Annotated in this window: 1 protein-coding gene; it reads right to left on the reverse strand. The window is 57.6% G+C overall.

What is annotated here, in order from left to right:
- Window positions 1–23 precede the first annotated feature (23 nt).
- Window positions 24–432: hypothetical protein (locus AB4Z35_RS30665; RefSeq protein WP_442101253.1), on the reverse strand; the 409-nt coding region annotated here is incomplete at its 5' end.

Consider the following 432-nt stretch of genomic DNA (forward strand, 5'->3'; position numbering starts at 1 on the left):
CGCGTTACCGTTGCATTCGGCTGCTACGGCAAAAGCGCGAAGTGTTCGGACGAATTGGGCAGATTGGGATCCATGGCGCTGCTCGGTGAAAACCACGGGGTGCTTGCGGCTTGAAATATGCCGGCACGTACTTGCAATGCCGCCCCTTGCGCGCTGAAACGAGCCATTAACGCGTCTTGGTTACTGGCCGTTGCCACGCTGTTGAAGAATTCATCGAGGGGAATGCTGTCCTTGAATTCCGCGCCAGATACCTGACCGTCCTTGTCGATGTCCATGGCCTCATGGATGCTCGCCAGTTCCGCCTCACTCTTGCCGGCCAACTGCTTGCCCAGTTCGCTGAGGGATACCACGTTATCGCTGTTGAGGTCGGTGGCCTTGAGCTGCTCTGTCTTGAACGCATCGACCATGTCCACCAACTTCAGGGCCATGCCC

It is taken from the genome of Pseudomonas sp. KB_15 (genome assembly GCF_052114525.1).
In the GTDB taxonomy this organism is placed as follows: domain Bacteria; phylum Pseudomonadota; class Gammaproteobacteria; order Pseudomonadales; family Pseudomonadaceae; genus Aquipseudomonas.